Source organism: Affinundibacterium fentianense (assembly GCF_018139545.1).
Taxonomy (GTDB): domain Bacteria; phylum Pseudomonadota; class Gammaproteobacteria; order Burkholderiales; family Burkholderiaceae_D; genus Undibacterium; species Undibacterium fentianense.
Genome location: NZ_JAGSPJ010000002.1, coordinates 573,994 through 598,993, shown reverse-complemented (window position 1 = coordinate 598,993; position 25,000 = coordinate 573,994). Strand labels below are relative to the sequence as shown.

Below are 25,000 nucleotides of genomic sequence, written 5' to 3'. Positions count from 1 at the left end.
GAATTTAATCACAATCGATACACTGAAAAATGAAAACTCTGTTTCTCCATTTTGGGACCACTAAGACCGGATCCTCGTCGATTCAAGAATTTTTAGCAGGGCATCAAGCGCAACTTGCCAAAGATGGCTACTTTTATCCAATACACGGTGCCTATTATCGACCAGCAGAAGCGTCACAAAGTTTACTTGCACATGGCGTGTTGGGACGACAACCCGCGTACTTGAATGGGGCCGTGATTGATAGAGATCGCGTAATTGCCGAAATTCGCCGAGATTTGTTTGCGACCACGGCAAGAAAATTAATTGTCTCTTCCGAACATTTTGCGTTTGGCAAATCTGTTGAAGATTATGAAGCAATCAAAGAAGTTTTTACACCAATCACATCGGATATTCGAGTGATTATTTATTTGCGTCGTCAAGATCTCCGAATGGAATCAAGTTGGGCACAAGTGATTAAAGGTGGCGCACGCGGTTCCGTGTCGTTTAATGACTATTTACGTGAAAATCCAGCTTGGGATTATCGAGAACTGTTAGGAAAAATCGCGCATGTATTTGGACGTTCCCAGTTGATTGTCCGTCCTTTCGAGCGTACGCAGTTGTATCGAAAGAATGTTGTGAATGACTTTCTTCGTTTGATCGGAATTGAATTGGACGCGGAACTAAAAAGTGAGGCGAATGTGACACCTCCCTTTGAGATTGTTGAATTAATTCGGTTGTTCAATCAACATTTGTCGAGTCTTGCAGATCGCAATGCCTTCATCGGTTTTTTGCAGAGTAAAAAGATACCTATCGATCAAACAAAATACACAATGTTTACTCATGAGTCTCGTATGACGTTTTTAGCTGGAGTACGGGACTCTAATGCAGAAGTAGCGCGTGAATACTTGCAACGTGATGATGGTAAGTTGTTCCTCGATCCGGACGAGTCGGTGTATCCAGTCTATCCAGGCTTGTCAGTTGATCGTCTCGCTGATTTTTCTGCATATATGTTTGCGGCCTTGAATGCTGACAATCAAAAGATGCAACAGGTTCTGCAAAAGATTGCGCAAAAGACTGGGTTGCCGATTTCCGTTTGATGTTTGGATGTGCACAGTTTATGCGACAATTTCTTGACAGGCATACGGTAGGGGGTGGATGGGTGGCGATACGCTCATCTCAAAATTAAAGTCGCGCTGTTGTTTGTTGATGTTTGTTCGTTGGTGATGATTAATTGTTGCACAAGGATGTTGGCAAACGATACGGTATGAAAAAATCAATAACATATTCTCGACTCAGAATAGTTGATGTTCCGATCAAACGGAATGGGGCGCGGTTTCGCGCAAGTATTCGACATTTCCTTGTGTTGATCTGGCTGGTTTGTAGCGGATCGGCTGTCCAATCACAAGAAATAAAGGCATACACGGAAGAGTGGCCACCCTACAATTTTAAGCAAGGTAATACGCTTAAAGGTATTGCGACGGATATTTTGCAATTCGCCTGTTCGCAGGCACAATTAAAATGCGATCTGCAATTGGTTCCATGGAACCGTGCCTATAAGACCACCCAAGATAATGCCAATGCGCTGATTTATACGATTGCACGTATTCCCGCGCGTGAACATCAATTCTTGTGGATAGGACCGATTTTACCCCGCACTACTTGGGTGTTTGCACGTACTGATATAGCGCACAAAATTCATAGCATACGAGATTTAGATCAATTTAAAGTGGGCGCAATCAGAGCAGAGGCTAGTATCACGGAACTACGAGAAGCTGGGGTGGCAGCGAGTGCGATTCAACTATTCAATTCCAATTCGGATGAAATGCGTGTATTCAAATCCGGTAAGCTCGACGTCGTCGTGAATACAGAGATTGGCATGGCGATGAATCAAAAGCAATTCGGCATCGCGTCCGAGGAATATATCAAACTGATGAAATTACATGAAGGCGGTGATTTGTACTTCGCAATGAATTTACAGTCGAACCCCGAATTGGTTGAAAAACTGCAAGCCAGTGTTGAGAAACTACGTCGCGATGGAAAGATTCAGCTCGTTGTGCAGCAATACACAAAATAGATGTGTCGGCTGATTCTTGGAGTAGTTTTTTACGCGGCTTGCATCCGCAAAGGGAAGTGAGAAAACCTATGTTAGTGACACTTGCGATATTGATCGTCTTTCAATGTATGGGGGAAGGTATTGCGCATGCTTTTCTTTTGAGCATTCCGGGACCAGTCATTGGGATGGTTTTGTTGTTTATCGCTTTACTATTATCGCCACGCTTGATGGAACTAGTCGAACAATCGAGTCACCGCATTTTGAAGCATATGTCGCTATTTTTTGTTCCCGCTGGGGTAGGAATTATGGTTTCGGTAAGCGGTGTTATACAACATTGGTTTGCATTGGTTGTCGCGATTATGGTCAGTACCTTATTATGTTTAGTGGTCACCGCTCTCACCATGCGTTTCTTCTTTCATACCCAGCCTGAGCAAGCTAGTCATCCCATTGAACCGAGCGTAAATTCGACGCATAAAGATAGGTCAAGTCTATGAGCGTGAGTTGGCAACGGGCTTGGACAGAGTTAGGGCACACGCCAATGTTTGCTTTGGGGCTTACCTTGCTCGCGTACTTGTGCGCGCTGTGGATTGCGAAACGTTGTCAATATTCGCCGCTAGCTAATCCTGTCGTCATTGCGGTAACGATGATTGTGGTCGTCTTGCTCGGAAGCGGTATCTCCTACGAACGGTATTTTGCTTCCGCTCAAGCGATCCACTTGATGTTAGGCCCAGTCACTGTTGCACTGGCAATTCCATTAGCTAGACAATTGCCAAAACTACGTCGACAGCTGTTGCCATTGATGATGGGATTATTGGCTGGCTGCTTGACTGCGATGTGTTCGGCGGTCTTGATGATTATTTGGATGCAGGGCTCAACCCAACTTGCCCTTTCTATTGGCCCCAAGTCCGCGACCACACCGATCGCCATGGGTATCGCGGATAAAATTGGTGGTAGTCCATCGATCGCTGCGGCGATTGTTATATTAACGGGGGCCTTTGGAGCATTGGTCGCGCGTTATTTGTTCAATTGGATGCGCATTACATCACCGGAAATACGTGGTTTCGCGCTTGGTCTCGCTGCGCATGGCATTGGTACAGCAAGAGCGTTTCAAGTGAGTAAAGAGCTTGGCACGTTTGCAGGGCTCGGAATGGGGTTGAACGGCATGTTGACGGCCTTCATTGCGCCCACCCTAGTCCCGTTGCTGGTGCGCTATTTTTATTAGCATCCCTTTGGATTCTTGAAAGGCAAACTAGGGCGCTATTCCGAACCTTGCAATTGCGGTGTAAATCCCGCGTCGCGAATGGCTTCTTCGATCGCAGTATTGCTTTGACTTGAATCGACTCTGACGATGTGTCGCGGTAGATCAACTTGTACGATCGCTGCGCTATCAAGCTGTTGGATCGCTTTGGTGATACTCGCTTCGCAATGCTTGCAAGTCATATCTTCTACATGAAATTCGCTCATAGTCTACATCCTGATGTTGCTGAAAATGCGATTGTAATCTTCTTTTAGGGCTAAGTTGCTTGATTTTAATCAGAGGGATTTGCGCTTCATCATCAATGGTCGAGATGTTAACGAGCAGGCGGGTGTAGAATTCTTAGGATTGCGATTACGTCTACATTAATTATGCAAAAGCTGTTTAATCTTCCCATACTCGGTATGACGTGTTCGTCGTGTGTCGGCCGAGTCGAAAAAGTGTTACGTTCCGTTCCTGGTGTTTCCGCCGTTTCTGTGAACTTAGCCACCGAGAAAGCAAGGATAGAATTAGCGGAAGATATTGGTCTGAATCAGCTGGTTGAGGCAGTCGAGCGTGCAAGTTATGCCGTTGCAAGCCAAGAAATTGTTTTGAGTATCGGTGACATGAGTTGCGCATCGTGCGTTGGACGAGTTGAAAAAGCACTCAAGAAAGTCGATGGTGTTATTCAAGTCAGTGTGAATCTAGCGACAGAGAAAGCCCAGATCAAAGCCTTAATGGAAACCACGTCGTCAGAATTGATTGCTGCCGCAACGCGCGCTGGTTATGCAGCGAATTTGCACGACGATACGGCTGCAAAATTCCCCTCTGCAGCGAGCCCAAACGTCATCGCGCGGCATCAACTTCAACAATTGTACCTAGCTATTGCGTTGAGCTTGCCGTTGGTTCTTCCAATGTTCCTCAGTCCATTTGGTATCGATTGGATGTTGCCGGGATGGGTACAACTATTACTTGCGACACCAGTACAATTTTATATTGGTGCACGTTTTTATCGAGCTGGATGGCGAGCCTTGTTAGCACGCAGTGGCAACATGGATTTGTTGGTGGCACTTGGAACCAGTTCGGCTTATGGTTTGTCTTTGTATCTCATGATGGCGCATTCTGCTCATAGGATGCCACATTTGTATTTTGAGTCATCCGCGGTCGTGATTACGCTCGTGCTGCTAGGCAAATGGCTGGAAACCCGAGCGAAACACCAGACTTTGGAGGCAATACGTGCTTTGGATTCTTTACGCGTGAACAGCGCGATAGTGCGTCGAGATGGTATTGACATTGAATTGCCCGTGAACGATGTTCGGCAGGGTGATATCGTGGTTGTACGAGCGGGATCTCGACTACCAGTCGATGGTCTGATCGTCGAGGGACGGAGTCACCTTGATGAATCGATGTTGACGGGTGAAAATCTACCAGTCAGTAAATCGATTGACGCAAAAGTGTTTGGTGGTTCACTTAATTCAGATGGTTTGTTGCTGGTCAAGGCGACGAGCCTTGGTGCCGATTCCATGCTCTCGCAAATCATTCGGATGGTGGAAAATGCACAGGCAGTCAAGGCTCCTATACAGTCCTTGGTTGATCGTGTTAGCGCCGTGTTTGTTCCCGTGGTCTTGGGTTTATCATTGTTGACCTTGTTGGTTTGGGGAATTGCAAATGGCGATTGGCAGCAGGCTTTATTGAATGCGGTTGCCGTGCAAGTAATCGCTTGCCCTTGTGCACTTGGCTTAGCAACGCCGACTGCGATCATGGTTGGGACAGGCGTTGCTGCTCAACACGGTATCCTGATTAAAGACGCGCAAGCAATGGAATTGGCGCATGAGCTGACCGCTGTGGCATTTGACAAAACGGGTACGCTCACTGAAGGGAAGCCCGAGCTAATAAAAATTGTGAGCGAGCGATTATCCCAGACTGAAGTGCTGCGGTTGGCAGCGGCTGTTCAACAGACGAGCAATCATCCTTTGGCCTATGCTGTGATGCAAAGTGCACGTCAAGCGGGTGTCGAGATCGCTTCAGTTGTCGATGCAGTGACAACTCCAGGCCGTGGTGTGCAAGCATCTGTAAAGAGTGCGACTGAGTCAGTAATTTATTTAGGAAATTTGACTTGGATGGTTGAGCTTGGTCTCAATACAAGTACTGCACTCGAAGAGATTAAGCGGGAGGAACAAGCTGGACGGACCGTTGCGTGCTTAGCGATACAGGATGAAACTGGTTTTTATCTAGCTGCGAGTTTGGTATTTGGCGATCAAATTAAACCAGAAGCCGCGCAAGTCATTGCGCGTTTGCGAAGCTTAGGTTTACGAACCGTGATGCTGAGTGGCGACAATTGGGGCAGCGCAAATGCAGTTGGCACACAGCTTGGAATCGATGAAATTTACGCACAAATTTTACCAGCTGAAAAATCTGATGTGATTCGCCAGTTGCAGCGGACTGGCGCGCGCATTGCTATGGTTGGTGATGGGATTAACGATGCACCCGCACTTGCTGCCGCTGACGTCGGAATGGCGATGGCAACTGGTACCGATGTTGCTATGCATACGGCAGGAATAACACTGATGCGTGGCAATCCCTTACTGGTCGCGGACGCTATCGCGATCTCGAAAAAAACCTACAATAAGATACGCCAAAATCTAGGCTGGGCCTTTATCTATAACCTGATCGGCATTCCTTTAGCCGCTTGCGGATATTTAAATCCGATGTTGGCTGGAGCAGCAATGGCACTCTCCAGTGTGAGCGTCGTGTCGAATGCATTGCTCTTGAAGCGCTGGCAGCCGTAAAGATGGTAGAGTTTCGACCGTTGTTTCTAAATCAAACTTTATGGCGATCAATTCACCTGTGACCAACCTGCAATGACCGGATTTCTGTTGGTCTATGCAGGTTCCCGATCAAAATTGGTTTATTTCTTGAGGCATGTGGACATGAATTGCTTGCGTTCATCTCCTTTCATCCCTTTTGCATCCGCATTACAGGACTTCATTTTGTCTTGTTGCGTGGTCAGTTTTTTTTCTTCGACGGCTGGTTTTGCCGACAGACATTCTTTCATAAACGCTTTGCGTTCATCGCCTTTCTTGCCCGTTGCTTCTTTGTTGCAAGTGGTCATTTTGGATTGTTGTGCGGTGACAGCGTGTGCCATCATCATCGGGCAGAGTAGAGCTAGCGAGATTACGATTTTTTTCATGAGTGACTCCTTTAAAGTGAGTGAGGGTTTGAATCTGACTATAGAAGACTTCTTCGTAAGGTGCAATCAATACTGTGTTAAAAAATGCAAATGGGGATGATTTAGCGCTGACTCGCTGCTTCAAGCAAAAGCTGGTAGCTACTGGATTGACGTATTGTTTTGATGGCAGCCCAGATCGCTTGAATCCGGTTTGCATCACGAGTATAGGCGGTTCGACTAAAAGCGAGAAACATGGGTAAATTGACAAACGGGGAAGCATAGATTTCGATCCTATCCTTGTAGCGTTGATCGTGGCGCGTTAGGAAATAGGCATCAATTCCTTGCAAAATAGCGACTTCGGCGCGTTGTTTAATCAGTAGATCAAAAGCTTCATCAATTTGCCGAATCTCTCTAATCTTTTCACCTTGTTCTCGCAAGATATCGCCAACTAAATAACCGCGTTGAACAAGGATCGCTTGACTGACTCCTCGAAAACGCTTGCCATCCCAGCGCGCTGCGCTATTTTTGTCGATAAAGACCCTCGCGACATCTTCGTTCAAGGCACTTGCTGTATCTAACTGTCCGTCTGCCAAGCTGGGAAATACACTGAAAATTTGTCGTTCCTCTGAATAAGCAGCACCAAAATAGCCGTCGATCACACCATGCTTGACTTCTTCCAGGCACCGCTTCCAAGGCTTGGCTGACAATTCAAATCGTTCCCCGATTTGCAATTCAACTTTGCGGAGGAGTTCGATATTCAATCCGGACCCATCAGGCATCGTCCAGGGACGTTGTGCAGCGTCTTCGAAGCACAACTTTAGCGGTGTTCTGACTTCTGCGAAGACAGACATGTGTAGACTGATGAGAAAGATAATCGCGACGAGTCGGAATGTTTTCATCTAATTGCCTTCGATTCATGCTTCAAGGAAAGATTTAAAAGATGGTCGCATAAGAATTCCAGAAATTCAATCAACAATTCGCATCGCGCGCGATGAAAGGCAGAAGCAGTGTGCTACCGCTATTAATTAGACATTTCTTTCTGATATCACCTCTTTACAACAGAAAGGTCTCAATTCGAAATTGGCTGATTGAAATCAGATAAGATAGAGCGACGAGGAAATAAACCGTCCCTAAACTCTAGTTGGTCAATGTGTGATTTGTTGGAAATGACGAAGGTGTAGAACGTGTTGCTCTTATTTCTTTTCATGACCGCTATTCTTGTTGGCCGACGCTCGTTGGTGGGCTCCAAGTTTGCCAACAGCATGGTACTGGTGCTTTGTCTATTGCCTCAGTTGAGTTGGTCGAAACAGATCGTGACTTATGCATGGGCAGCGTCGATGTCGAATGATGAGCGCGGACACTATCCGATCGCTTTGTTAAAGTTGGCATTATTAAAGTCTGGTGAAAATTTTGAAGCCAGACCCAGCAAAATTAGTATGCCGCAATGGCGTACGCTACGTCAGGTTCAGATGGGCAAGGAACTCGACGTTGTTTGGACCATGACGAATCCAGAACGAGAAGAAGAATTATTGCCGATCCGCATTCCCATCGATAGGGGGTTATTGGGATGGCGTCTCTTGTTGATCAATGCGAATCAAACACAACAGTTTGCAAATTTAACTGCACCAAACGAATTACGGCATTTACGAGCAGGGCAGGGACACGATTGGCCAGATTATCCAATTCTCCTCGCGAATCAATTTAAAGTTAGCCCGAGTTCGAGTTATGAGGGACTGTTCGAGATGTTAAAGCGTGGCAGGATTGATTATTTTCCTCGCTCTGTGATGGAAATTGATGTGGAATTGCAGGCACACTCATCATTGGATTTTCGCGTTGCACCGAATTGGGTTCTCTATTACCCAGCACCGCTTTATTTTTTTGTGAAAAAAGATCAAATCAAACTTGCTGCAGCGATAGAGCGCGGTTTGCTGATCGCAATGAAAGACGGCAGCATGCGAACTCTCTTCTTAAAACAATTTGGGGCCGTGATAGCGCAAGCAGACCTAAAGAATCGGCGCATTCTTAAACTCGACAATCCTTACCTCAGTTCCGCGACGCCTTTGCAGCATAGGGAATTGTGGTTTTCACCCGCGTTAGGATTTTAAGTATGGTTGTCGAGAATTTCCACCCTTCTACTAATGTCCAGCGCACGCACCTTGGAAGTAAGATCGTTTGGGCAGTTTTGATTTTTACAATGGTGGTTGCCAGTGCCGTCACTGCTATCCAAATTTATCGCGCGTACTTTTCAGCAATTGCGCATTTGGAAACGCGATTTACTGAAATTGAAGCGAGCTACTTGCCAAGCCTAGCGGCAGGAATGTGGTCGGTTGATCGTCCGAGAATTGATGCGCTGCTGGATGGCATTGCCAAGATTCCAGACGTCGGTTTATTGCATTTGCAAGGCGAGCTGCAAGATCAGTGGAGACGAAAAAATGCTGCTCATGCAAAGACCTTACTTGAGCGTGATTTCAAAATTATCTATCGAGAGGGGAAGGAAGAGTTTGCGTTGGGGGTTCTTCACGTGGAGTTGATGGCCACGAATATCGAGGAACAGATGTGGAATACTGCAAAAAGTATTGCAGTCACGACGACGGTCAGTTTACTGATGTTGGCATTTTTTGTTCTTTTGATTATTCGTCATTGGATCGGGAGACATTTGGAAAAAACGGCTGAATATTTGCAGCAACTCGATCTCACAAATCTGAAAAAAGAACTTAAATTGCAGCGTCGAAACAAAGCAGCGCAAGACGAGTTAGATTTAGTGGTGTTCGCGATCAATGCGATGCGTTTGAGTATTCAGGATGAGTTGGAAAAACGTGATGCGTTAGACAAGGAATTAGAACTGTACCGCGAGGAACTCGAGTTTCTTGTTGCGGAGAGAACGGCCGATTTACGGTCGAAATCATCATTGCTCGAGAAGAAGTCGGATGAACTTCTTCTACAAAATCGTGAGTTAGATGCCTATGCGCATACCGTAGCGCATGACTTAAAACAGCCTGTGAGTAATTTGATGGGAGCGTCGACTTTGTTGAATACAGATACTCTCGAGTTATCCGTAGAGCGTAATCGAGTGTTACTCAATAGCATTCAACAATCGGCGAAGAAAATGCATGCCATTATTGATTCTTTGTTGTTGCTGTCGAGTGTCAGAAAGCAGGACGAAATACCCATGGAGAGAGTATCTCTAGAGGACACGGTCTTCGAAGCCAAACAGCGATTAGATTCATTCGCTCGAGAGCGCCACGCACGTATAAGTATCAAAGGAACTTGGCCCATCGTTCGCGGCAATGCGCAATGGATTGAAGAAGTGTGGGTGAATTATTTGTCGAATGCGATTAAATATGGCGGTAATAGTCCCCAAATCGAATTAGGTGTAACCAATTTAGCGAATGGCTATGTTAAATGCTGGGTACAAGACGCGGGGCCTGGATTGAGTGCGGAACAACAAAGTCGCCTGTTTGAACAATTCACTCGTTTTGATACGAACAATACCGAAGGACATGGTCTCGGACTGTCGATAGTTCAGCGAATAGTCAATAAATTAGGTGGTGAAGTGGGCTATGAGCATGGACAGGTCGGAGGCAGTCTGTTTTGGTTCACATTGCGTTTGAAGTAGTGTTTTTGAAATGTTCCAAGTTGCATGCGATGGGCAAGATTGCGTTTAAAAGTGGAATAAGGCGCATGCCAATTAAATTGCGGAATTGAATGGGCCAATTGTGCTCAGATATTTTGAGGAGATGGTTATGCTGCAAGATTTAACTATTCGGGCAAAATTGATTGCGAGTTTAGTGACTTTGGGTTTGATCGCAATGTTGATCGGCGCTGCAGGTTTTTGGGCGCTCTCCAATGGAAACGACGCAACGAAGACGATTTATAATGATCGCTTGATAGCGCTCAGCCAACTCGATGAGGTTATCAGGCTAATCCAAACAAATCAAATTGCTGTCTCACGTGCTGCCAATGAAGCACCAGAGCAAATAGCAAAAAGTGTCGCCGAAGTGGAGGCAAATCGAGCCAAGGCGACCCAAGTTTGGGGGGAATACATGGCAACCTTCTTGACTGAAGAGGAAAAAGTTCTCGCAAAAAGTTTCGAACAGAAGCGAGCAATATTCTTAGAAAAAGCTTTAAACCCAACGATTGCTGCTTTGAAAGCTGGCGATCTCAATTCAGTAAAAGTCTTGGTGACGCACGAATTGGCAGACTTGTTTCATCCTGTACGCTTAGCGATGGATCAGTTGGTTAAATTGCAAACCACGGTCGCTAAGCAAGAATTCGACGCGTCGCAAAATGCTTTTGTTCGATTTACATGGTTGACCGCAGCCGCATTGCTTCTGGCATTTTTAATTGTCGTAGGAATGGGGTGGTGGCTAATGGCAAGCATTGTGCGTCCGATCAACGAAGCAGTCTCGATTGCTGAAACAGTTGCTGCTGGGGATTTAACGCGTGCGATTATTTGTGATTCAAATGATGAGTTGGGTAATCTTCTACAAGCATTAAAGAAAATGAACGATAGTTTGTTGCAAATTGTTGGGCAAGTTCGATCTGGGACTGAGACAATTGCAACCGCGTCGAGTCAGATCGCCGCGGGTAACCTTGAGTTATCTTCGCGCACTGAGGAACAAGCGAGTTCGTTAGAACAAACCGCGGCATCGATGGAGGAAATTACATCAACCGTGAAGCAAAATGCAGACAATTCTAAGCAAGCTCATGTGTTATCTGGCACTGCTTCTGAAGTCGCTGAACGTGGAGGGGAAGTCGTTTCGCAAGTTGTTGTGACGATGCAATCGATTAATGAATCATCAAAACGGATTGTCGATATTATTAGTGTGATCGATGGAATTGCGTTCCAAACGAATATTCTCGCTTTGAATGCTGCGGTTGAAGCGGCGCGAGCTGGCGAACAAGGAAGAGGGTTTGCAGTCGTCGCCTCCGAAGTAAGGAGTCTCGCGCAACGTAGTGCAGCAGCAGCAAAAGAAATTAAAGAATTGATTAACGATTCAGTGCACAAGGTTGATGCGGGTTCGCGCCTAGTGCATCAAGCAGGTGCGACAATGGACGAAGTTGTCGAGAGCGTGCGTCGTGTTAGCGATATTGTTGCTGAGATTACCGCCGCCAGCACGGAACAATCGACAGGCATCGATCAGATTAATCAAGCCATAATCCAAATGGATGGTGTGACACAACAAAACGCATCCTTGGTCGAACAGGCCGCTGCCGCTGCTGAAGCAATGCAAAATCAAGCGGCGACCTTGTCTGAATTGGTGAGTGTGTTTAAAGTTGGCGGTAACACCGCGTTCTCCGCACGACCAGTCTTACGTTAGCGATGGTGAGCTTATTCAGCAGGAGGTATCATATCGAGATCCGAGCGCGTGAGTAACATGCCGGAATTGAGTAGTGCTGCGAAGTCGAGCGGGATGTGATCCTGTAAGTGTTGTATGACCTGTTTGTTTGGATAGAGTTCGATACAGCGATTCCGTCCTTGTTGTTTGGCGAGATAGAGTGCCATATCGGCTAAGCCGATAATATCTTCCTTGTTCAAGGCATCGGGTGCGTCGAGTTGAAATGGGAAGCATGCAATCCCAATGGAGCAAGTACAGCTGAGCTGCATCCCATCTCTGAGATTGAATGGTGCAGCACTGATTGCTTTTCTTAATCGACTTGCCCAAAGCAGTGCCTCCATTTCATCACTGATTTTTGCGCATAATAAGAATTCTTCACCCCCCCAACGAATCGCCAAATCATCTTTTCGGCAATGCTGCCGAAGTATCTCGGCAAATCCAGTTAAGATTGTGTCGCCTGCCGCATGTCCGAAACGGTCGTTAACTTGTTTGAAGTAATCGATGTCCAACATCACGAAGGCAAGGCGGCTTGCGTTCGCTTGGCGGCGTTCATCCTGCAAGGGATGGACTTCCAATTGCTCAATTTGCTGGGTAAAGAAGCGTCGATTTCCTAAACCAGTGAGAGGATCGGTCAGGCTGATTTTTTCGATTTCTGCATAAGCGTGTTGGAGTTCTGCCGTTCGTTCTGTAATTAATTGCTCAAGCTGTAATTTTTGGCGACGCAGGCGCGCTAAACGCCAGTGAACTGCGATGAAAAGAATGAAGCCACCACAGGCAGCGTAAAACAAATATGCCCAAATAGTTCGATACCAAGGTGGCTGAATTGAAAATGCAAAAACGGCTTCTTGACTGATCGTGCCATAGTGGTTTTTAGCCCTGACGCGGAACTGATAGTTGCCTTCGTAGAGATTGCTGTAGTCTCGGTAGCTCTCGCTTGTCCAGTCCGACCAACCCTCATCGTTTCCTTCAAGGAAAACTTGAAATTGACTCATTTTTTGTGAATTGAAATTCGGTGCGGCGTAGTCAAAACGGAGTCGATTGTCTTGATAAGCAAGAGCTGGTTTTTGAATCTGACCTTCACCACCAAAAATTGTTGTATCGCCTTTACTGACATTGCGTATCATCGCAGCAAACGGATATTGGTAGTCTTGTTGAATTTGGGGGTCGTAGTGAAACAATCCCTTGCTACCTCCAAGCCAGATGACGCCATTTTGATCACTGAGAATGCGCATCATTCCCTCTGCGCGTTCACCAAAGAGGGCGCTCAGTGCTTTCGAGTCCCACTCTAGTCTTCCATTAGCTTGCAATTTCGCGATACCGACTTCTTCAGATCCCGTCGTTTGATGCTGTGAAAACATCCAAATGCCGCGTTGTTTATCTTCATACAGACTGAATACGGGCCGAGGTTCACTAAAGAGTTTTTCAAATAATGGATCAACCATAAAGCGGCCCGTTTTTTCATCGAAGAGCATGACGCCTTTTGCCGTCGCAAAACGGATTTTGTCTTGAATCCAATAGACCCAATTCTTGTTGGGATTAGGGAGCCCATGGCTGACACCAAAACGCTCAACCTGTGGCTGCTTGTTAATTGAGAACAGCTTGTCTTGAGAGATTCTTAAAATGCCACTGGCATTCGTTCCCACCCAGATTCGACCATCCGTATCTTCTTGAATTGTTCGAATCTCATCTTTTATTCCGGGCACGCTGCCGGCATTTTGCCAATGCCCATCTTTGTAATGAAGAATTGCTAAGCCGCTGCGCAATCCAACCAAGATGAAGTCGGGGTACTTTTTCGATTGTGCTAAAGAAAAGGCTGCATCTGCGCTCAGGACACGATTGACCCGATGAGTTTGAATTTCGTAGACGCCTTGATAGTTGGCTATCAGTAGTGTGTCTCCGATCGATAAGAAACTCCAAGTGGGACCATCGACGCCTGGGACTCGTTCAAATCGCGCGTCTGGTCCCGGCTTTAACTGATATAAGCCTTGTGTGGTCGAAGCATAGATTCTGCCTTGATGTCGGTGCACGGACAGTGTGGAACCGACTAAGCCATTGGTCTCATTGAATTTGGTGAGTGGGCTACTTACTTCAATTCGCAATAAGCCTCGATCAAGTGCGACCCATAAGCCTTTTGCTTGATCGACTTTCAAGCCATAAACCGCTTGGTCTGGTAAGCCATTTGTTTTATCTAAATGGGTGAGTAGATGTCCCTGTCTGTCGATAATATACAATCCACCTTGGATGGTACCAAACGCGAGATGACCATCAGATAATTGTGCTGCGCTATAGAGTAAATTTGCTTGCAGCTCTTTGTCGATTTCGGTGGGCCACTTGCTATATTGGTCTCCGTCAAATAATTGAAAGCCGAGTTGGCGGGTTCCTATTAATATTTGGTTTTTGCCACTGATTTCATCTCGACTCCATGGCAAAATTGTATAGATCCGTTCAAAGGCGAAGCGTTCACCACCTGTTATTAGTTTCAGCTCTTTACCCTCTAAGCGCATGAGTCCAACTTCTGCATCGCGAATGAATAGTTGTTGATCGACCCAAAAACTTAATTGAAAACTGACTTTGGGTTTCCAGACCTCGACTTGCTCACCATGGATTCGGATCAAACGCTGATAGGATGAAAAGAAAATGCCCTGCTCGGTCGCAAAGCAACGCCATACATCGGAAAATTGTCGGTCGTCTGGGGCAAGTTTTTCTAGCAATGAAACATATTGCATGCGCCCCGATGCATCGGGCTTTAAATAGCCAATTTCACCCACAGCGCCGACAAATATATTCCCACTCTGATCGACTGTTAGCGAACGAACAGTAGTTTGATTGGCAACGCGAATTAAGCGCCAACGTTCGCCGTCGTACTCGAGAACACCATCGTTATTGCCGACATAAATCATGCCGCGTTGATCTTGAACAATTGCCCAGTTTTGTCCCTGCGCTTTGTATTCTTGTGGACTGAAATGGCGCAGTAGTGGCGTACCATTTTCGAAGTTATGAAGGCGCTCGGCGAGATATGGGTTCTGATGCTTTGTGTCGATTTTTTCCGCATTGGTATTTCCGCTCATTAGACACAGGAAGAGAAATACAAAAGTGGTAAAAACAGATTGGAAAATTCTCATCAGGTGCGCGATTTCGATAGACGAACGAATTATTGGCTGAGCTTAATCGCGCTACTCTAGCACCGGAGCTTGGCGTCATTCCTTTCTTTAACCATTTTTAACAAGTACTGCACAAACTAAGAAGAGACTTATTTCATTCGTCGTTTCTCGGGCTATGATTACTGTCATTGGTGTTTTCTAGGAGTGAGAATACCAGTAAGCGATTATTCGCAGGCATGGCGATATCGTTCAGTAAATCGAAACCGAATGTATTGGTAATCTGCACAATGTCCTGTATGTCCCTGATACCGCGATGGGGCGCTTGTAGGCGTAATGCAGCATCAAAATCTTTGTTGCTTGGGCTGGTAAATTGACCGTCGTAATTAAACGGCCCGTAAATCAACATGTGGCCCTTGGTTTTAAGCACTGATGCTGCCTTTTTCAACATTATGCAGACTTCTTCCCAACGCATGATGTGGCAGGTATTGGCAGTAAAAATGGCATCGAATTTGAACGTAGGCCATGGATCATGGGCGACATCCAATGCGATAGGTTGCGCGATATTGTTATTAGTTGAACTAGCAATCCATGCACGAATACTAGGATGGTTTTCACATCTGTCACTTGGATGCCACATTAAATGTGGCAGATGTTGGCTGAAGTAGACAGCATGTTGTCCCGTTCCGCTGCCGATTTCCAAAACATGCATGGCGCTGTTTAAATAGTGTTTTAGTTGCGCCAAGATGGGATCTTGGTTGCGCTCGCAGGCGGGAGAATATTGTTTGACGTCGATGTTCATGGTGCGTTGTGTTTGACGGTTTGGTCTATTCAGAAAACGATTGGTTAAATGACAGTTCTTCGTTTTCTAAGTCGTTTTGATAATTTGTTTGAAACCCTGAGTTGACGATGGGTTTTTCATTGGAGCGATACGGCTATTCAAGGAAAGTTTTGTGTTTAGGACTATCTGTTGTATCTCAGTGGGCTTAAATTGACTTGAAAATTTCTTGCTGTCATGATGTTCTCACATTGTGTCGTCTGCATCCCCCATTTCTTTTTTTGCACTTGGTGTCATTTTATGTCTGGAGGTTTTCAATGCAGCATTCTAAATTAAAGCGGTCAACTCTCGTGTTGGCAATTGCGTCGACATTCTGTTCAAGTTGGAGTTTTGCGCAAACTAATGCGGTCACCAGTTCAATACAATCACAAGACGATAAGCCGGCGTCCGTGATTGTAACGGGAACTAGGATGCAAAATCGCTCTGCGACAAATACAACGGCACCTGTCGATGTGATTTCTGCGGAATCTTTACAAAACTTAGGTGTGAGTGAAATCAATCAGGCCTTGTCTGTGGCTTTGCCTTCTCTAAATTTCCCGCGTCCCGGACTCACCGATGGAACAGATACGATACGGCCGGCGACTTTGCGTGGTTTAGGACCGGATCAAACTTTGGTATTGGTGAATTCGAAACGCCGCCATGCATCTTCTTTAGTTAACGTGAATGGTACCGTGGGGCGTGGTGCCGCGGCGGTGGATTTAAATACGATTCCTAGCGCGATCGTGAAGAACATTGAAGTCCTGCGTGATGGAGCATCGGCACAATATGGCTCAGATGCTCTCTCTGGAGTAATTAATCTACGCTTGCGTGAAGATCGTGATGGCGGCGAAGTGACAGCAAGCTACGGTCAGCGTATAACCGAATATGATTACTTGACTTCAGCGACGCCTGCAGGTGCGACATGGTCCGCTCCCGGTACATCCCGCGAGCGCCATGACGGCGGAACTGGAACACTGAGTATTTGGAAGGGATTATCGTTTGGTGAAACTGGCTATGTCACGATTGCTGCCGAGTTAAAAGATCAAGAGCATACCGAACGGGGTGGATGGGATTTTCGCCAGCAATACCCATTGGTTTCCGGTGCATTTGACCCACGTGAGAAGACTTTCAATCGTTTCGATGCATGGTATGGCGAACCAGAACTGAAACAGTCGACGGTGTTCGTGAATGCCGGTCAGACATTAGAAGGCGGGACAAAAATTTATGGTTGGTCTAGTTACCAACGACGTGATGCCTTGTCGGCTGGTTTTTTCCGGCGACCATTACAGGATCAAAATATACTTGCTGTTTACCCTGATGGTTTTTTACCCAAAATAGCACCACAGGTCGATGATTTTAGTGCGACCGCTGGCGTGAGTTGGTTGGCCGGTAATTGGGATATGGATGCGTCTTTGGGTTACGGCAAAAATAAGATGCAGTTCACGATTAAAGACACCCTGAATCGTTCCATCGGTCCAAATAGCAAGAAGCAATTTTACGCAGGTGGTTTTTCGTACGATCAATTAGTATTTAATTTGTCGGCGGTGCGTTCATTTAGTTTGCCAGAATTTTCATCCCCGATCAGCTTCGCAACTGGATTTGAGGCTCGTCGTGAAGGGTACAGTTTGTTTGCGGGCGAAGCCGATTCGTATCGCTTTGGCGGCGAAAAACTGGCGAATGGTTCACCCACTGCGCCTGGTGCGCAAGTATTTCCTGGCTTTACGCCAGCGAACGCATCCGACAATAGCCGTAGCGCAATCGGCGCCTATCTTGATGTCGAAACGAATCTAAGCAAAGAATGGCAAGCATCGGCCGCGTTGCGTGCTGAACGTTACTCGGATTTTGGCAGTAACGTGACGGGCAAGTTTGCAACTCGCTATGATTTTAGTAAGCAATTTGGGATTCGAGGGTCTTTGCAGAATGGCTTCCGAGCGCCATCCCCACAGCAACAGTACTTTACTTCAACAGCAACGAATTTCATCAACGGTGTACCGTTTGAAATAACGACATTTAAGCCAACTGACCCTGCGGCAGTAGCGTTGGGCGCGAAGCCACTGGATGCAGAAAAATCATTTAATCAATCCTTGGGAGCTGTATTCAGCTTCGGAAAATTGGGTATCACAGTTGATGCCTATCAGATCAAATTAAGTAATCGTATCGTGTTGTCTGAAAATTTGACTGCGGCAAACGTGCGGAATTATTTGACTGCGCAAGGCTTTATCGGAATAGGTGGCGGACGCTTCTTTATTAACGGGGTTGATACGACAACGAAGGGACTGGATATCGTATCGAATTGGCCATTATTGACGGAGTCATCAGGGCGATTTGATTTTACTGTTGCAGGGAATTTTACCAAGACTGAAGTGACCAAAGTGCCGCAGACAGCACAATTGGCTGCGTTGAGTCCAGCACCGATTTTGTTTGATCGTATTAATGTGTTGGTTTTTGAAAAAGGGCAACCGCGTAATAAGCTTAACGCCAGCGTGGACTGGAAATTAAGCGATTTTGGTGCAACACTTCGTGCGACCCGCTATGGTGAAGTTTTAGACCCTGGTACAACGGCTGCATTGGACCAAGTGCTATCACCCAAAACTTTGGTTGACTTTGAGTTCCGTTACCATTTTTCTCCGAAATTGAAGTTGGCTGTCGGAGCGGACAATCTATTTGATGTCTATAGTGACCCTCGTTTACCTGCGTTGAACACAACAGGTGCGACGACATTTTCTAATTACTCACCATTTGGACGTTCCGGTCGGTTTGTATATGCACGTATGAGCTATAGTCTCTAGTTTCCAAGGTCTAGTCGATGTTTCTCATGAAAACGGCGCCGAAGAGGCGCCGTTTTTTTTGATTGAGTGGGTGCTCATACCATTGAATTGCGTGAAAGTTCTTTTTGTAGAATGCGTTTTGTTGACTCATCAAGATAGCTCGCATTCAAGGCCGCATTGATCGATTGAAGTAATTCATTCCAATGCATGCCACAGTATTCCAAAGCATATTGGTATTCTTGATTGAGGCTGGTCTGAAACAACACTGGGTCGTCAGTATGTAAACTCAATTCGCAGCCTGCATCGAGCAAAGTCCTGAGTGGATGCTGTTCGAAATCAGCGTAGATACCTAATTGAATATTGCTACTCAAGCAAACTTCCAAATGAGTTCTTTGTGTGCGAAGTAATGCCATCAACTCGGGATCTTCGCTTGCGCGGACGCCGTGTCCAATTCGACGTGGTTGAAGGCAATGCAAAGTGTTACGAACACTGATTGGGCCATCATTTTCACCCGCATGTGGATTTGCTGGTAGTCCACATTCTCGTGCGGCTTGGAATATTAATTCAAAATTGCTCGCTGGGTGTGCATACTCAGGACCGCCTAAGCCAAGCGCGACGATACCGCTGTCGCCACGACGCATCTGCTGTATCAACCACTGCGTTACTTTGGGGGCGGGTTTCGGAAAATTACGAATCAAATCGGGAATCCAACGAACTCGTATGCCCAATTCCGTTTCGATTTCTCTGCGGGCTTGATTTAATACACGCAAGATCGAGTCAAGGCCACACGGTCTGAGTAAATAGAATTGTGGCGTCCAAGTGACCTCAGCATAAAGAACATTCTGGCTGGCGAGACGGGCCCCCAGTTGTTTCATCACCAAATAAAAATCCTCTGGTGTTTTGAGGCAGTTCACACCTAAGATGAAGATGTTCACAAAGTCACGGAAATCTTTGTAGCGGCTATAGTGCGAACGAACGAGGTCTGGTGTCGCGAACTTTGCAGGTATCGTAAATTGATGCTTCTTCGCTAAATCTAATAAGGTTTCTGGTGAAATACTACCCTCAAGATGTAAGTGCAATTCAACTTTTGCCAATTGACGAATGCGCTCATGCAGTTGGGTATCAAGGGGGGGATGGGCGTGCATCGTATTCGTCCCACTTACGTCGGCTTAGTCGCAGAGAAAAATAAATAAAGTGCTGCATGTTGCTGCCAAAACTGAAGGCGAGGTTCTTGATTAACCATCGGTGCTGTTGGCCTTGGCTCGACAACTTGGCTCAATTGGAAGCCGACTTTCAGTAAATTTTGTAGATAGTCGCTGATCGTATAAGGATAGCGCGTCACTTGAAAAGCGTTTCCATCCTGTTCGGAGAACGACCATTTTTCGACATATGCTTGCCGTAAAAAATAATTGCTAACGGTAAGTGCAACTCTTTGCGCATTTTGATTGTTGAGAATTTTCATTCCAGGTGTGAAAAAACAAGGGTGTCTAACCATCACCGCTAGTTTTCCTCCAGGCTTAAGTACCCGAAAAAACTCTGCTAAAACCTGCGGTAAATCAGGGGTATCCATCAGTGCCATATAGGAAGTAACAAGATCATACTGCTTGTCTTCCGCACTTTTTATTTGTTGGCAGGAATCGACAAAATAATTGATTGGTGCGGTGTCTTTAATCGCGGAATCGACGGCCTTTTTCTTTGCATTGGCGATCATGGATTCTGCAATATCAATGCCGGTCATCAGGCCGCCTCGACGAGCGAGATGTCGAGTGCTTCGTCCCTCTCCGCAACCCGCATCGAGTACCTGTAATCCGTGAATATCACCGAGCAAGCCAAGAAAATACGGGATTCCGAAACTTTCGTTAATTTGGTCTTTTGCAGATGCAATGCCTTCGCTCCATGCGTCGGCATTTTGGTTCCATAATTGGGTATTGTGTGTCGCTGTCGTCATAAGAAATTAAGCGTGCCCAGCAGTTAGTGTATTGGACATTGCTTGCATAACGCTTTGTTTGATAGGGTTCGCATGCTCATTTGTCAGTTCCAGCTTTTGTCGTACTTCAATTCCATTTGTAAATGATAAATATTTCTTACGGTTGAGACTTGGCTCAGAATGGTCGATAAAAAGGTAGTCGCACATATCGATTGGCCAGCCTGATTTTAAAATACCAGAATCACGTTCATCGACGACAATAAGAAGAGCACGCAAATGTGGGTCGATTAGTAGTCCTCGAGCGTGTTCAAATACCGAGTTATGGCCTTTCAGTAGACAGAGCTCATCGAGTGTCCCAGTATCTTGGGTTGCGACGCCAATACCTGTCCCAAAGGGTCGCATTGCGTCGACAATCTCTTGGATAGTTTTTTTGTTAGGCGCACTGGATAAATAAATAAAGCATGGAATTCGCCCATTTCTTTCACCAAGCAAAGCCTGCAATGTCGGTTTGTGCATTGTTGTATGCATTTGTGGTTGTGCATTCACTTCACAGATTGCAGCACCAGAGGTCAGCCAAGAAACGCTGATATCAGGAATAAGTAAATCGACACCGGCAATATCAAGACGAAGAATATCGGTGGCTCGTTCGACCAAAGCGCAATTGTCTGGATGCATTTTGATTTTATCGACAATGACGGGTATTCCCCCACTAGCAACATTTGACGCTGCGCGCAGGCGAATAAATTGGTCTTTGCTCGGAATACTTTGCTGATTTAAGCCAATTTCTGCAAGCATCGTGTCAACTTCATGGTCAATATGAATCGGATGCAAATAACGTCTGTCGTCGGTCGCGTGCTTTCTTTCATCATTCTGTTTTTCGATCAATTGACGGACAGTGGATAGGCCATCACCACGAACACCACCTGGCTCGCGCTCGAGGACTGTTTGCACTTTTCCGTGTACAACATGGACTCGATAGTCTTTACCGAAGATATGTTTTTCGACCAAAATATTATTCGAAAACTCTAATGCCTTTCCATAGGCGTCTTTTACAGCGAGTTCGTCGCGTAAATGCGCTGAAACACCGCGACCGCCATCTGAGTCTGCTGGTTTTACAACCACAGGAAAACCGAGTTGCGCGGCCGCTAAAAGTGCAGAGTCAAGTGTGCGCACCATAACGTGCTCCGCGACTGGCAAACCGGCCATACGCAGCAAATGTGAACAAGCGAGTTTGTCGCGGGCCAGCTGCACACCGACAACGGGTGTCTTCTCGCTAAACGAGCTATTCATCACTCTCGCATTGATTCCCTGACCAAATTGCATAACATTTCGGTAGAGGAAAATCACCGGAGTATTCAATTCGAATGCTGCGGTCAAAAAATGAATCGGATTGAAACCCTTGAGGTGATATCGCTTGATTTGCTCAATTAGCTCCAGTGCCTTCGTCAGAAAATGGTGCTCATAAAAATCAGGCGAGATCTCTAATGTAGAGAACGCGAGATTAAATGTGTTGATGACTAGTTTCAGTGTTGCCGTGCACGATTCATGGTGGAAGCAAGGAAAACTAAAAAGGAAAACGGGTTCAATATTTTTATTGGAACGTTCGGTGTAGGGTCTTCCCCATACAGGATGTTCTGCGGCGATCTGTATGGTTTGAACCCAATGCCAGATGCTGTGCATGATGTTGTCATCGTCTGACGAATTTAATTCAGGCACCGGCGCCTTTAGATTTTCTGCGATTTGTTGATTGAGTTGTTCAAGTCTCGATGGTATTGCAATGTTGATTGATTTATTGATTTTCAACACGCTCGAGATAGAAGCTTGCTTATGTCCGTACGCAAAACCGGGGTATGAATGCAGTCCTGCGGCAAATTGAAGGAGGGGCAAGGCTTGATTTGTTACATGTGTCATAGGAACCAATGATCGATATTGTGATGTTGTCTGAAACCGAGGAGGCGCGTTCTGGATGAAATCCTATACAACTATTTGAGCAGTCTTTGGGCTTGGTTACAATTTCATTTTGTTGCATTCGCTATGATAACTTTAATCTACTTCGAGAGCATCATAATTACACTTTGCTTGGATGGAGTTTTTTGATTGATGCATACATCAAATAAACTGAGCATCACGATTACGGATAGACGATTGGAGTTTTTTTATTCAGTTTGCACTTACTTCGATGCTTAAATTGTCGGACGCCGATCGAACCCCAATTGCATCGTACAAATTGAATTGCAATTGACTATCAACGTCAGGGCACGCAATCGTATAATGTGCTCGCGCGCAAATAGCGCGAGTTCATTCCATCGTTGTAGTTAATTATAAAGAATTGAATAATGCATATCACGATTTATCATAACCCCCGTTGCGGAACCTCCCGCAATACATTGGCTTTGATACGGCACACCGGTGTGGAACCACAAGTCATAGAATATCTACAACGGCCATTAACTAAGAGTGAACTACAGAACTTGGTATCAACACTGAATGTGCCCGTTCGCGAGATGATGCGGCAGAAGGAAGCGGTGTACATGGAACTGCAACTAGATGACCCGAAGTGGGATGACGATGCTTTGCTAGATCACTTAGCTGTCCATCCCATTTTATTGAATCGGCCTATCGTTGTCACTTCTATGGGCGCGAAGGTTTGTCGCCCTTGTGAACTAGTACTCGATATTCTACCGACGCGTCAATTAACCGCCTTTCAAAAAGAAGACGGTGAGATCGTGATTAATGAGCATGGTGAACGCGTTCGATAATAAGCAATAAAATCGCTCAGGTCAGCTGCTTTGTGATAGTTCAAGGATTGATGGCCGTGAGTGTTTCATGAATTCGCCCCACTTCCATTACAGCAGCTGAGCCATACCAAGGATGGTATTCGGCAACCATCTCTCCTTTCGTGATGACTGGGTCGGTGGCGGTAAGCAGCCGCGCTTCCTCAATGTCCTTAACTGCGAAAATAAATAGTCCACGCCAACCTTCAGCGCCATCAAAAGGGCCCGCTAACGCCAACTTTCCAGCTGCTGCCAAGCGCTTCATGTTTGCAAAATGTCCGGCAAACATGTCGTCTCGCTCTTTGCCTGCTGGGTTCTTGTTCGGTCCAGTCTTCAAAATAACCAAAACATAATGGCGCATACCACGCTGATCAGCACCTAAGCTCTTAGCGGTTTCAGCATCATATTTGGGATTGACTGTCGCTGTGGGATTTTGCGCGAAGCTAAATGTACTGTAAATCCAGATTGAAAAAAATACGGTCGCTAATCGGATTCCAAAGAAAGTGCGAGTGGTCGACATGAAATTCTCCTTTTATAGGAATGGGTGAATGCAAAATTGGCTGCGCCCAAAAATTGGCGTAATGAGATTCATTGACGCTTTCAAGCTCAGGAAAGTCATTCGAAAGCATACCAGCTTGTATCTTGCGATATGCCTGAGAGTCTGACACGCCTGTTCCTTTTGTATGTATTTGCATAGCTTATTTTGTAATTTGTCGTTTTCACATAACATTTTTCGCTCCGTGTATAAATTTTATTGCATGTTTAAATGGATGATTGAGCAGTCTAGAAAGTTTGGGCGCACAATGTGTGCGCTGGTTTGCGCTTCGATGAGAAGCGACGAAGTAGGGGTGTTCAATCGCGAAACACGCCTATTGATTGTGCGTTTTCACCAATTGACCACTGTGTTTGAGACTGGAATGATCAAAGTGAAGTGTTCAGCATGCAAGCTCATCTCGTTTGTACCATACAAGCATGCGTTGATATTGCTTTTGCTGTGGACCAGCGCGATATCCGATGTGTTCGCGAATTGCTCCCGACCTATACAAGTACCAGTTGCAATTTCAGGTTACATCGTGATGTATCGCGACCATCAATTCTCTGGGATGATTCCCGATTTCCTGAGCTTGATAGAGCAAAAATCAAATTGTCGATTTACGTACATTCATGTACCTAAGAATCGCCAGGAAATTATGTTCGAACGTGGCGAAGCAGACTTGCTGATCGCCACGGTAAAAACCGATCGCCGGCAAAAAATCGGGGACTTTATTCCATTCATTAAATTGAGACCCACGCTCATTTCGGTTGAGTCTGGGCAAGCGCCGATCCACCGATTTCGTGATCTTCTTCAACGCAAAGAACTTAAACTTGTTGTCGTTCGTGCCTATGACTATGGTCCTGAGTATAGATCGATTGTTGAGGCGATGCATCTGCAGAAACGATTGATTGTTGAAACGGATTCGGTCTCGGTTGCAAGACTCATGCGAGGGAATCCCCACTACGTCACAATTATGACGCCCACTCTTTTTTACGGGATGGTACAAACCGAGCAACGTCTTGAAGGAATGGCTGGAAAAGTTCGGTATGAGACTGTCACTGAGTTGGACTGGATAGAAAGTGGCATCTACGTTTCGAAGACCTCTCTCAAGAGCTCTGAGCAAAATTTTTTGAAATCTCAAATTGAGCGCTTGGCAACCACCGATGCAATTTGGAAAGCCTATCTCCAACATTACCCGGCAGACGTGGTCAAAGTTGGTATGCGGCGTCGTGATTGAGGTGAATTAGTCATCGCCGGTTAGACTAAGGAACTTATCGGTGCTTTAGCCTTCTAACGGTTCAAGCGAT

The 25,000-nt window shown here is 45.9% G+C and carries 20 protein-coding genes; 11 read left to right on the top strand and 9 right to left on the bottom strand.

The genetic code is table 11. The features are described 5' to 3' along the window. Positions 1-29 precede the first annotated feature (29 nt). From KDM90_RS07320 to KDM90_RS07305, 4 genes are all read left to right on the top strand, one after another. Positions 30-1,076 (top strand): hypothetical protein, encoded by a 1,047-nt coding sequence (locus tag KDM90_RS07320; RefSeq protein ID WP_212674916.1) that lies wholly within the window; start codon positions 30-32, stop codon positions 1,074-1,076. Positions 1,077-1,243: 167 nt separating this feature from the next. Next, on the top strand, positions 1,244-2,053 hold the full coding sequence (locus KDM90_RS07315; protein ID WP_212674915.1) for a substrate-binding periplasmic protein: 810 nt from the start codon (positions 1,244-1,246) through the stop codon (positions 2,051-2,053). 68 nt (positions 2,054-2,121) lie between these two features. Next, positions 2,122-2,526 (top strand): CidA/LrgA family protein, encoded by a 405-nt coding sequence (locus tag KDM90_RS07310; protein WP_212674914.1) that lies wholly within the window; start codon positions 2,122-2,124, stop codon positions 2,524-2,526. Then, complete coding sequence (locus KDM90_RS07305; RefSeq protein ID WP_212674913.1) at positions 2,523-3,254, top strand: LrgB family protein; 732 nt, start codon at positions 2,523-2,525, stop codon at positions 3,252-3,254. Before KDM90_RS07310 ends, KDM90_RS07305 begins: the two co-directional genes overlap by 4 nt. Before the next feature lie 35 nt (positions 3,255-3,289). Here the strand turns inward: KDM90_RS07305 and KDM90_RS07300 are convergent, their stop codons facing one another. After that, positions 3,290-3,496 (bottom strand): heavy-metal-associated domain-containing protein, encoded by a 207-nt coding sequence (locus tag KDM90_RS07300; protein ID WP_212674912.1) that lies wholly within the window; start codon positions 3,494-3,496, stop codon positions 3,290-3,292. Between the two features lie 162 nt (positions 3,497-3,658). On the opposite strand from KDM90_RS07300, the gene KDM90_RS07295 reads away from it, so the two are divergent. Continuing rightward, positions 3,659-6,055, top strand: coding sequence for a heavy metal translocating P-type ATPase (locus tag KDM90_RS07295; protein ID WP_212674911.1), 2,397 nt, complete (start codon positions 3,659-3,661; stop codon positions 6,053-6,055). Positions 6,056-6,174: 119 nt separating this feature from the next. Here KDM90_RS07295 and KDM90_RS07290 read toward each other — a convergent pair whose 3' ends face one another. Beyond that, positions 6,175-6,456 (bottom strand): PsiF family protein, encoded by a 282-nt coding sequence (locus KDM90_RS07290; RefSeq protein WP_212674910.1) that lies wholly within the window; start codon positions 6,454-6,456, stop codon positions 6,175-6,177. Positions 6,457-6,557: 101 nt separating this feature from the next. After that, entirely contained in the window at positions 6,558-7,334 is a 777-nt protein-coding gene (locus KDM90_RS07285; protein WP_212674909.1) for a substrate-binding periplasmic protein, read from the bottom strand. Between the two features lie 285 nt (positions 7,335-7,619). Here KDM90_RS07285 and KDM90_RS07280 point away from each other — a divergent pair, with 285 nt between their 5' ends. The 3 genes from KDM90_RS07280 (at position 7,620) to KDM90_RS18265 (ending at position 11,756) form a co-directional block, all read left to right on the top strand. Beyond that, positions 7,620-8,540: a type 2 periplasmic-binding domain-containing protein gene (locus KDM90_RS07280; protein ID WP_212674908.1), complete on the top strand. Its 921-nt coding sequence runs from the start codon at positions 7,620-7,622 to the stop codon at positions 8,538-8,540. A gap of 2 nt (positions 8,541-8,542) precedes the next feature. After that, entirely contained in the window at positions 8,543-10,051 is a 1,509-nt protein-coding gene (locus KDM90_RS07275; protein ID WP_212674907.1) for a sensor histidine kinase, read from the top strand. A 127-nt stretch (positions 10,052-10,178) separates the two neighbouring features. After that, on the top strand, positions 10,179-11,756 hold the full coding sequence (locus tag KDM90_RS18265; protein WP_212674906.1) for a methyl-accepting chemotaxis protein: 1,578 nt from the start codon (positions 10,179-10,181) through the stop codon (positions 11,754-11,756). An 11-nt stretch (positions 11,757-11,767) separates the two neighbouring features. Here KDM90_RS18265 and KDM90_RS07265 read toward each other — a convergent pair whose 3' ends face one another. Both KDM90_RS07265 and KDM90_RS07260 read right to left on the bottom strand, forming a co-directional pair. Then, complete coding sequence (locus KDM90_RS07265) at positions 11,768-14,842, bottom strand: diguanylate cyclase (protein WP_212674905.1); 3,075 nt, start codon at positions 14,840-14,842, stop codon at positions 11,768-11,770. Between the two features lie 187 nt (positions 14,843-15,029). After that, positions 15,030-15,674: a DUF938 domain-containing protein gene (locus tag KDM90_RS07260; RefSeq protein ID WP_212674904.1), complete on the bottom strand. Its 645-nt coding sequence runs from the start codon at positions 15,672-15,674 to the stop codon at positions 15,030-15,032. Between the two features lie 293 nt (positions 15,675-15,967). On the opposite strand from KDM90_RS07260, the gene KDM90_RS07255 reads away from it, so the two are divergent. Then, a complete protein-coding gene (locus KDM90_RS07255; RefSeq protein WP_212674903.1) occupies positions 15,968-18,478 on the top strand; it encodes a TonB-dependent receptor plug domain-containing protein in 2,511 nt (836 codons plus the stop codon). 74 nt (positions 18,479-18,552) lie between these two features. Here the strand turns inward: KDM90_RS07255 and add are convergent, their stop codons facing one another. From add to KDM90_RS07240, 3 genes are read right to left on the bottom strand one after another with little or no spacing between them, the layout of a single operon-like run. Beyond that, complete coding sequence (gene add, locus KDM90_RS07250) at positions 18,553-19,602, bottom strand: adenosine deaminase (protein WP_212674902.1); 1,050 nt, start codon at positions 19,600-19,602, stop codon at positions 18,553-18,555. A 14-nt stretch (positions 19,603-19,616) separates the two neighbouring features. Continuing rightward, entirely contained in the window at positions 19,617-20,405 is a 789-nt protein-coding gene (locus KDM90_RS07245) for a class I SAM-dependent methyltransferase (RefSeq protein WP_212674901.1), read from the bottom strand. Positions 20,406-20,411: 6 nt separating this feature from the next. Further along, positions 20,412-22,295 carry an ATP-binding protein gene (locus KDM90_RS07240; protein WP_212674900.1) on the bottom strand — a complete coding sequence of 628 codons (1,884 nt, stop codon included), beginning with the start codon at positions 22,293-22,295 and terminating at the stop codon, positions 20,412-20,414. Positions 22,296-22,717: 422 nt separating this feature from the next. On the opposite strand from KDM90_RS07240, the gene arsC reads away from it, so the two are divergent. After that, positions 22,718-23,143 (top strand): arsenate reductase (glutaredoxin), encoded by a 426-nt coding sequence (gene arsC, locus KDM90_RS07235; protein ID WP_212675049.1) that lies wholly within the window; start codon positions 22,718-22,720, stop codon positions 23,141-23,143. Between the two features lie 40 nt (positions 23,144-23,183). Here arsC and KDM90_RS07230 read toward each other — a convergent pair whose 3' ends face one another. After that, entirely contained in the window at positions 23,184-23,678 is a 495-nt protein-coding gene (locus tag KDM90_RS07230; RefSeq protein WP_212674899.1) for a YciI family protein, read from the bottom strand. 307 nt (positions 23,679-23,985) lie between these two features. On the opposite strand from KDM90_RS07230, the gene KDM90_RS07225 reads away from it, so the two are divergent. Continuing rightward, positions 23,986-24,930, top strand: coding sequence for a type 2 periplasmic-binding domain-containing protein (locus KDM90_RS07225; protein WP_212674898.1), 945 nt, complete (start codon positions 23,986-23,988; stop codon positions 24,928-24,930). Positions 24,931-25,000 lie beyond the last annotated feature (70 nt).

Coding starts and splice junctions, on each gene's coding strand:
- KDM90_RS18265 (WP_212674906.1), top strand. CDS start 10,179: ATGCTGCAAGATTTAACTATTCGGGCAAAATTGATTGCGAGTTTAGTG.
- KDM90_RS07320 (WP_212674916.1), top strand. CDS start 30: ATGAAAACTCTGTTTCTCCATTTTGGGACCACTAAGACCGGATCCTCG.
- KDM90_RS07260 (WP_212674904.1), bottom strand. CDS start 15,674: ATGAACATCGACGTCAAACAATATTCTCCCGCCTGCGAGCGCAACCAA.
- KDM90_RS07295 (WP_212674911.1), top strand. CDS start 3,659: ATGCAAAAGCTGTTTAATCTTCCCATACTCGGTATGACGTGTTCGTCG.
- KDM90_RS07305 (WP_212674913.1), top strand. CDS start 2,523: ATGAGCGTGAGTTGGCAACGGGCTTGGACAGAGTTAGGGCACACGCCA.
- add (WP_212674902.1), bottom strand. CDS start 19,602: ATGCACGCCCATCCCCCCCTTGATACCCAACTGCATGAGCGCATTCGT.
- KDM90_RS07290 (WP_212674910.1), bottom strand. CDS start 6,456: ATGAAAAAAATCGTAATCTCGCTAGCTCTACTCTGCCCGATGATGATG.
- KDM90_RS07255 (WP_212674903.1), top strand. CDS start 15,968: ATGCAGCATTCTAAATTAAAGCGGTCAACTCTCGTGTTGGCAATTGCG.
- KDM90_RS07230 (WP_212674899.1), bottom strand. CDS start 23,678: ATGTCGACCACTCGCACTTTCTTTGGAATCCGATTAGCGACCGTATTT.
- KDM90_RS07310 (WP_212674914.1), top strand. CDS start 2,122: ATGTTAGTGACACTTGCGATATTGATCGTCTTTCAATGTATGGGGGAA.
- KDM90_RS07315 (WP_212674915.1), top strand. CDS start 1,244: ATGAAAAAATCAATAACATATTCTCGACTCAGAATAGTTGATGTTCCG.
- KDM90_RS07300 (WP_212674912.1), bottom strand. CDS start 3,496: ATGAGCGAATTTCATGTAGAAGATATGACTTGCAAGCATTGCGAAGCG.
- KDM90_RS07285 (WP_212674909.1), bottom strand. CDS start 7,334: ATGAAAACATTCCGACTCGTCGCGATTATCTTTCTCATCAGTCTACAC.
- KDM90_RS07225 (WP_212674898.1), top strand. CDS start 23,986: ATGAGAAGCGACGAAGTAGGGGTGTTCAATCGCGAAACACGCCTATTG.
- KDM90_RS07265 (WP_212674905.1), bottom strand. CDS start 14,842: ATGAGCGGAAATACCAATGCGGAAAAAATCGACACAAAGCATCAGAAC.
- KDM90_RS07275 (WP_212674907.1), top strand. CDS start 8,543: ATGGTTGTCGAGAATTTCCACCCTTCTACTAATGTCCAGCGCACGCAC.
- KDM90_RS07245 (WP_212674901.1), bottom strand. CDS start 20,405: ATGACGACAGCGACACACAATACCCAATTATGGAACCAAAATGCCGAC.
- KDM90_RS07240 (WP_212674900.1), bottom strand. CDS start 22,295: ATGACACATGTAACAAATCAAGCCTTGCCCCTCCTTCAATTTGCCGCA.